Raw genomic sequence first — 8,518 nt, forward strand, 5'->3', positions numbered from 1 at the left:
GAGACATAGCAGCTCCCGGGCATGAGTACGATACTTTACTACTATATCCACTACTCAAATAGAATGAAATAGCCCTGCATACAATCACTCCCGAAATTCCCTTGATAGTCTCAGAAGTTGTCAGGAAATTAATGGCCAAAACGGCGGAAGATAGATATCAAAGTGCTTGGGGAATCAACGCTGATTTAAAACAATGTCTCGCTCAATCTAGAAATGGCAAAAAAATTAAAGCTTTTTCCTTGGGATACCAAGATATTTCTCCTCAATTGCAACTCCCTCAAAAACTGTACGGGAGAAAATCAGAAATTGAGTCCTTAGTGGCTGCATTTGAGCGCGTAGCTTCGGGAAAAGAGAAACAAGTAGACGCGAGAAACCCAACTACAACTGATTCACAAAAATGGCCGCTACAAAGACAAACTGAACTAATGCTAATTTCTGGATACTCTGGGATTGGGAAATCAGCTTTAGTTCAGGAATTGTATAAGCTCATAACTCAAAAAAAAGGCTACTTTATTGCAGGTAAATTTGACCAGTTGCAACGCGATATTCCCTATCAAGCTTTAGTCGCTGCCTTCCAAGAATTAGTACGACAATTACTCACCGAAACTCAAGCGCAATTACAACAGTGGCAAGAGAAGATTCGACGGGCATTAGGAATCAACGGACAAATTATTATTGATGTCATTCCCGAAGTTGAACTGATTATTGGCAAACAGAATCCCGTCCCCGAATTACCTGCAACAGAAGCACGAAATCGGTTTAATTTAGCGTTTCAAAAATTTATTCATGTTTTTTGCCAAAAAGAACATCCCCTCGTCCTATTTCTAGACGACCTTCAGTGGACAGACAGCGCTACGTTGGAATTTATCCAGTTGATAATGACCGATTTTACTACTCAATATCTGTTTGTAATCGGAGCTTATCGAGATAACGAAGTCAGTGCAACTCATCCTACTATGCTGACTTTATCTGAGATGAAAAAACAGGGAGTAGTAATTAATCATCTCTCTCTTTTACCCTTAAATTTAAACCAGGTTAATGAATTCATTGCGGATACGCTGAAAACTGAGTGCGTCCCTACGCAAATATTAGCCGAGTTGGTTTGGCAAAAAACCCAAGGAAATCCCTTTTTTATTAAAGAGTTTCTCAAGTCACTTTATACAGAGCAATTGCTGATTTTTGATTTGAATGCTGGGGCTTGGCATTGGGATTTAGAGCAAATTATAACTAGGAATATTACTGATAACGTTGTTGAGTTCATGGCAGAGCAAATTCAAACCTTATCAGAATCAGCACAAAAAGTTTTACGATTAGCCGCTTGCATTGGCAACCAATTGGATTTACACACCCTTTCAATTATTAATGAAACTTCTCAAAAAGAAACGGCGGATGAATTATGGGATGCTATTCAAGCAGGATTGATATTACCCGTTGGGGATGATTACAAATTTCTGAAAACAGACCAAGATACAAAGGAATTAAAAATTACTTATAAATTTGCTCACGATCGCATCCAGCAAGCCGCCTATTCCCTAATTCCCCCAGACGACAAGCAAGCGGTTCACTGGAAAGTCGGGCAACTGTTGTTACAAAATACACCACCACAGGTACTCCAACAAAATATTTTTGATATTGTCAATCAGCTCAACTTCGGTATTGAAGCAATTGACGTTCAGTTAGAAAGAGATAAACTTGCTCAATTAAATCTCATTGCTGGCAAAAAAGCGAAGGCATCAGCAGCTTGGAAACCCGCCTGGAATTACTTAAGAATTGGTATAAATTGCCTGAGTGCAGATAGTTGGCTTCGTCAGTATGACCTAACTCTGGCACTTTATGTGGAAACAGTAGAAGCTGCTATCTTAAGTGGCCACGTTGAGGAAATGAAAAAATTGGCTGACATTGTGCTTCAACAAGCTACTTCATTGCTGGACAAAGTGAAAGTCTATGAAGTCAAGATTCAAGCCTATACAGCACAAAACCAACCGTTAGAAGCGATAGATACGGCACTTTCAGTATTAAAGCTGTTGGGGATTCGCTTTCCCAAAAAACCAACAAAATTAAATATTTTCCTTGAACTGGTGAAGACTAAGTTAAGTTTAGCAGGGAAGCGAATCGAGGACTTAATCGACTTACCCGTGATGACTGACCCTTATAAGTTTGCAGCTATGCGTATCTTATCAGGTATAGTGTCCGCTGCCCATTTTTCCACACCTGACTTACTACCGCTAATGGTGTTTAAACAGGTAAATTTATCCATCAAATATGGGAATACTTCTGTGTCTTCTTGTGCCTATGCTACTTACGGACTAATTCTGTCTGGCGAAACCGTAGGAGACATTGAGACTGGCTATAAATTTGGACAACTTGCTCTCTTGTTACTCGATAAGTTTAATGCTAAAGAACTCAAAGCCAGAACCATATTTATTGTTAATTACTTTGTCAAACATTGGAAAGACCATCTTAGGGAAACTTTAAACCCTTTGCGGGATGCTTACTCGATAGCCCTACAGACTGGAGACTTAGAATATGCAGCTTATTCAGTTTGTGTATACTGCTATCATTCCTATGTATTGGGGAAGGAATTGGCAACAGTCGAGGCAGAGATGGCAATGTACAGTAATACCCTCAGCCAACTGAAGCAAGAAACATCATATTACTATAACCAACTCAATAGACAGGTTTTATTGAACTTGATGGGACAGGCTGAAGATAAGTGTCTTTTAATTGGCGAGAGCTATGATGAAGTAAAAATGTTACCCCTGCATCGAGAGGCGAATGCTCAAAACCTTTGTCGCTCGGTCTATTTTTACAAGCTATTTCTCTGCTATCTTTTTCAAGACTATCAGCAAGCTATAGAAAATGCTAAATCAGCCGAAAAATATAGCGATAGCGCTGTAGGTACTATTCCTCTCTACCATTTCTACAATTCTTTACTTTATCTGGCTATCTATTCTGAGGCACCAAAATCCGAGAAAAAACTCATCCTCCAGAAGGTGAAAGCCAACCAGAAAAAGCTTAAAAAATGGGCGCAGTTTGCTCCAATGACTCACCTCCATAAATTCTATCTAGTGGAGGCAGAACGATATCGAGTTTTGGGGGAAAAGGCTAGGGCGATCGACTACTACGATCGCGCCCTTGCCTTAGCCAAAGAACATGACTACATCAACGAAGAGGCTTTGGCTAATGAACTGGCTGCCAAATTCTACATCGCTTGGGGAAAAGAGCAAGTGGCCAAAGCCTATATGACAAATGCTTACTACTGCTATTTACGTTGGGGTGCAACAGCTAAATTGACTGATTTGAAACGGCAGTATCCAGAACTTTTAAAGCGTTTTACCACAGCCGATTTCTCGGCTCAATCGCGCAGCAACCTGTCTGATACATCTAACAGCACTTCAGGTGAACTCCTGGATTTGGCAGCCTTGATGAAAGCATCTGGGGCAATTGCCAGTGAAATTGAGTTGGATAAGCTCCTCAAGACTTTGATGAGAATCCTGCTGGAAAGCTGCGGCGCACAAACTGGCTATCTAATTTTAGAGTCTCAAGGACAACTAAGAGTCGAAGCGTCAGGTGAGGCTAACTCAAATCAAGTGATGGTGTTGCAATCTACTGCTATAGAAACCTGTCTTCCTTTGTCGATTATTCACTATGTTGAGAGGACTAAAAAAGGACTGATTGAAACCAATGTTTCCCGTGAAGGCCGATTTACCCAAGATGCTTATATCAAAACACAGCAGCCCAAGTCTATCCTGTGCGCCCCTCTACTCAATCAAGGGCAATTAATTGGCATTGTTTACTTGGAAAATAATTTAGCAGATGGCGTTTTTACACCCGATCGCCTGCAACTGATTCAATTGCTCTCAACACAAGCGGCGATCGCCCTTACCAACGCCAGACTCTACACTCAGGTACAATCGACGCAAAATCGCCTGAATAAATTCCTTAATGCCATTCCTTTTGGCATATCCGTTCACGACACCAAAGGACAACTGGTTTACGCCAATCCAGTTTCACAGCAGTTACTGAATATTCAAGATTTACCCAAAGCCGAAATCGAGCAACTCTCAAAAACCTATCACATTTATCGGGCAGGCACAGGCCAGATGTATCCAGCCCAACAGCTACCCTTGGTGCGATCGCTTCGCGGTGAAAAAACATGGGCGGATGATTTGGAACTGCACTACAGTGAGCGAATCGTTCCCTTAGAAGTAACTAGCACCCCAATTTTTGATGAAACGGGTAATGTAGAATATGCGATCGCAGCTTTTCAAGATATTAGCGAACGCAAGCAGGCACAGATTACGCTCATCGAAAATGTCCGCTTAGAACAGGAAATTCGCGAGCGCAAAAAAACAGAAGAGGCTCTGCAGCAGAGCGAGGCACGCTACCTTGGTATTCTGGAAGACCAGACAGAACTGATTGCCCGGTATCTGCCAGATGGTACCGTTACCTTTGTCAATGAAGGCTACTGTCGATTTTTTGGACTGACAAGGGAACAACTCATCGGGCATCACTACGAACCTGTCGTGTTTGAAGAAGACCGCGAATATGTAACCAGACTCGTTAATTCCATTAGCAAAGAAAATCCCGTTGTCACAATTGAAAATCGGGTGATTGTTAGCTCCGAAGTGCGTTGGACGCAGTGGGTTAACCGAGGGATATTTGATGATTCCGGTTGCATTGTTGAATTCCAGGCCGTAGGACGAGATATCAGCGCGCGCAAACAAGTTGAAGCAGAACTCGAACGAGCTAAAGAAGCAGCCGTTGCCGCCAACCTCGCCAAAAGCACTTTCCTTGCCAACATGAGCCACGAATTGCGAACTCCCCTGAACGCCATTCTCGGCTTTTCTCAACTGATGAATCAAGATACAAATCTGTTAACTGAACAAAAAGAGAACCTCAACATCATTCAGCGCAGTGGAGAGCATTTATTATCTCTAATTAATCAGGTGCTTGACCTTTCCAAAGTTGAAGCGGGACGCATGACGCTATCTGAAAATAATTTTAGCTTTCATCACTTTTTAGCTGAAATAGAGGATATGTTTGCGTTGAAAGCCACCGCTCAAAGCTTATACTTACGATTTGAAAGTGCCGCAGATGTTCCTAAATATATCTGCGCTGATGAAGTTAAGTTGCGGCAATTGCTGATTAATTTTCTCAGTAATGCCGTTAAGTTTACCTCTTCGGGAAGCGTGTCTTTAGAAGTAAAAAATAAACAGGTAAAAGCCCAAACTGAAGCCGAAACAAAAACAACCAACAACCCACAATCAACAACCATTACCTTTGAAGTAAAAGATACGGGAGTTGGCATTGCGGCAGAGGAACTGGAGAATCTATTCAAACCCTTCGTGCAAAAAGCATCCGGTCAAAAAGTGCAGCAAGGAACCGGATTAGGACTGACGATTAGCCGTCAGTTTGTCCGCTTGATGGGAGGTGAAATAACAGTCATTAGTCACGGTAAAGCTTTCACCCCTGGAATGCCTCTCAAGGCATTTTTAGAAGACACAACGGGCACAACATTTAAATTTGACATTCCTGTGGGCATCGCTGATGCCAGCGCCATTCACAACCAACCCCACAGTCGTCGCGTCGTTGCCCTAGCGCCTAACCAACCCCAATATCGCATCCTAGTAGTGGACGATCGAGATTACAATCGGCAACTGTTAGTTAAACTCCTCAAACCTGTTGGTTTTGAAGTGGAAGAAGCGAGTAACGGCATTGAAGCGCTTGAAATTTGGGATTCCTACTCACCCCATCTCATCTGGATGGACATGAGAATGCCCGTTATGGATGGGTATGAAGCCACGAAACGCATTAAAGGCACCCTTAAAGGTCAAGCTACTGCTGTTATTGCTATTACTGCTAGCGTGTGGGAAGAAGAAAAGGCAGTTATTTTATCGGCTGGTTGTGATGATTTTGTGCGAAAACCGTTCCACACAGAAGCCATCTTTGACATCATGGCTAAACATTTGGGAGTCGGTTATATTTATCAGGAGCAAGAGCTACCGTCTTCCCCTTCTAATGTGACTGGAGAACCGTTAAATTTCACTGATTTATTAGCAGCGATGTCAAAAAAATGGAGAGTAAAATTATATGAAGCAGCTATTGACGCGGATTCGGAATTAGTTTTTCAACTCCTAGAGGAGATTCCTGAATCTCACGCTTTCGAGCTTCAAACTCTCAGAAATTGGGTGAATAAGTTTCAGTTTGAGAAGATTCTCGATTTAACTGAACCCTTGATTGGTGAATGATGATACAGCAGATTGCAGGTTTAGGAAGTACACCTAGGATCGCTCCCCGTAGGGAAACGGCCCAGGGCATTGGTGACAACTTAAGCTGTCAGTCCGCCAAGTCCGCTAGTGGGCCCGCCAGTCCGCCAGGGAATGAATTCCCTGTCTAATAGCTAAAGTCCTCTTCAGAGGACTAATGAGTTTAAAATTTTTCTTCTCAGTCCTCTTCAGAAGACTTTCACTTTGAGGCAGGGAATTCATTCCCTGCCGGACTATTGGTTGTATGTTAAGTTGACACGAGTGGGCATGGTGCCGTGTCCCTAATGCACTTCATAAACCCGGTTTCTGGATCGGATTGCGTAAGTCCCGTTTATGCTATTTGATGCTAGTACGTGGTTGGTTCTGTTCAATCATTGACTTTAATGCCGACTGTTTTAAGTCGGTAAGGTCGCGGATGGTAATTGAGCAACCGTCTCCCAATTTCACAGCAGTTAAATAATAGCATTTGCCAAGGTAATCACTTTCTAGATGAACCTCTCCTTCAAGCAATTCTCCAGTCTCAACAACTTCTACTAATAAATCAAACAATGCTGGACTCAAGTGATTAAGCAGTTTTTTCAGCAGGGGTTCGCCCGCGAGTTCTGTTCGTTTTTTCCCTAAGAGTCTGGCAAAGACAGGGTTAACTACCAAGCAGCGAAAATCTTCAATTTCTCCAGCGATATCTCCCCTCACCGCCTGTACTGCGGCTATTCCATCCAGAGATGAGTTTAGCAAATTTGCCAGCAGGCTGCGAGATTGGTAGGCAATTTCTGCGGTTTGCTGGTGTCGCTCGATTGCTTCTTTAAGCTGGCGTTTTTGGTGCTGGATAGTGACCTGAGTTTCGAGGCGAACTAGCACTTCTTCCAACTGAAAAGGTTTAGAGATGTAGTCAACTCCCCCTACTTTAAAAGCTTTAACTTTATCAAATACTTGGTCAAGTGCGCTTAAGAAAATAATCGGAATTTCTGAGGTGTTTTCATCGGATTTGAGGGCTTCGCAAACTTGATAGCCGTCCATGTCTGGCATTTTAATATCCAGCAATATAGCATCGGGGGGATGATTGCGAACAGTCCTCAAGGCCATCGTACCATTGGTGACGCAGCGAACTTTATACCCATGCTTAGTCAGAAGTTCTGTGAGAAAATGCAGATTTTCTGGGAGGTCATCAACAATTAAAATGTTGCCTTTGCAAGTTTCTAATTCATCGCTGTCACTTCCTCCGGTCGCAGCGATCGTCATAGGTTCGCCTTCGAGTTTTGCCTCGGCGATCGCACTTGTGGTGCTTTGCTTCTCTACCAGAGAGCGGAAGTTATTCGTAGTAACTTTTTCTCCCATTACGTCTGAAATGCGCTGCCACAGGAGGGAAGAGGAATCTTTGATATGTCCTACGCTGAGGTACAAGCTGTCAGCAACAGCACTATAAGTTGCGTTTTTCCAAGCAGCTTTTAAAATTTCCTTCTCAAGAAAATTTAAGGGTTTACTTGTCTTGGACTCTAAGGCTGCTTCGATAAATTCTAGGGCTTGTTCAAAAGTCATGTACAAATCAATCTCATCGGGTAAGGTTTTTAAGTTTTGCACCCTAACTTTGAGTTATGCACCGTACTAAGTCGGTGGAAAAATTTCTAATAGATATTATGACAGACTTATTGACAATTACGATCCGGGGCGATCGCCCCCGATCCTGATTCCACCTTGTCGAAACCCGAAAAAGGAGATCACGGCCGCCTAATTCTTTTTGAGGGCGATCGGCTTAAACCCTTTAATTGCAAGGCTTTTAAGTTGCTTGTCACCCCCTGAACGCCTACAACCTCGACTCTTTGACATATATAAAGCTCTTAAAAAATCCGAAAAACTGGTTCATTTTTCATAAATCTGAGTTCGCTACCTAGCGGACAACCGTATAACTCAGTATCAAGTCTTGTCTTGATCCAAAAGACAAGCCTTGATTACTTTTTATATTGTCAAATAAAAACATCCGCCGATTAGCGCCGACAATTAGATTACTGGAGTTTAGACTAAAAAAAGGTCGCAGCTAAAAGTAGCTGCCTTTGAATAGAAGGCAAGCTGTTGCTCAAAAATTCAAGAGGTAGAAGATTAAACAGCTAATCTTGAAGACTTTTTGCGTCGAGAAACGCGTTTTTTAACAGTGGGATAGCACGGTGACTTAGTACGTATAGCCTTTATCAGAAAGATGAGGTATCATGTAACTGACTTGAACGAAGTAAAAAATATAGAACCCGAAAATGTCA

2 protein-coding genes are annotated in these 8,518 nt (G+C 42.4%); one reads left to right on the forward strand and one right to left on the reverse strand.

Features of this window, described 5'->3' with window-relative positions:
• The first annotated feature begins 131 nt into the window (after nt 1-131).
• A complete protein-coding gene (locus QUA71_RS28275) occupies nt 132-6,251 on the forward strand; it encodes an AAA family ATPase (RefSeq protein ID WP_333290212.1) in 6,120 nt (2,039 codons plus the stop codon).
• Nucleotides 6,252-6,605: 354 nt separating this feature from the next.
• Here QUA71_RS28275 and QUA71_RS28280 read toward each other — a convergent pair whose 3' ends face one another.
• Nucleotides 6,606-7,847 (reverse strand): response regulator, encoded by a 1,242-nt coding sequence (locus QUA71_RS28280; RefSeq protein WP_333290214.1) that lies wholly within the window; start codon nt 7,845-7,847, stop codon nt 6,606-6,608.
• Between the last annotated feature and the right edge of the window lie 671 nt (nt 7,848-8,518).

Source organism: Microcoleus sp. MON1_C5 (assembly GCF_036701875.1).
In the GTDB taxonomy this organism is placed as follows: Bacteria; Cyanobacteriota; Cyanobacteriia; order Cyanobacteriales; family Microcoleaceae; genus Microcoleus.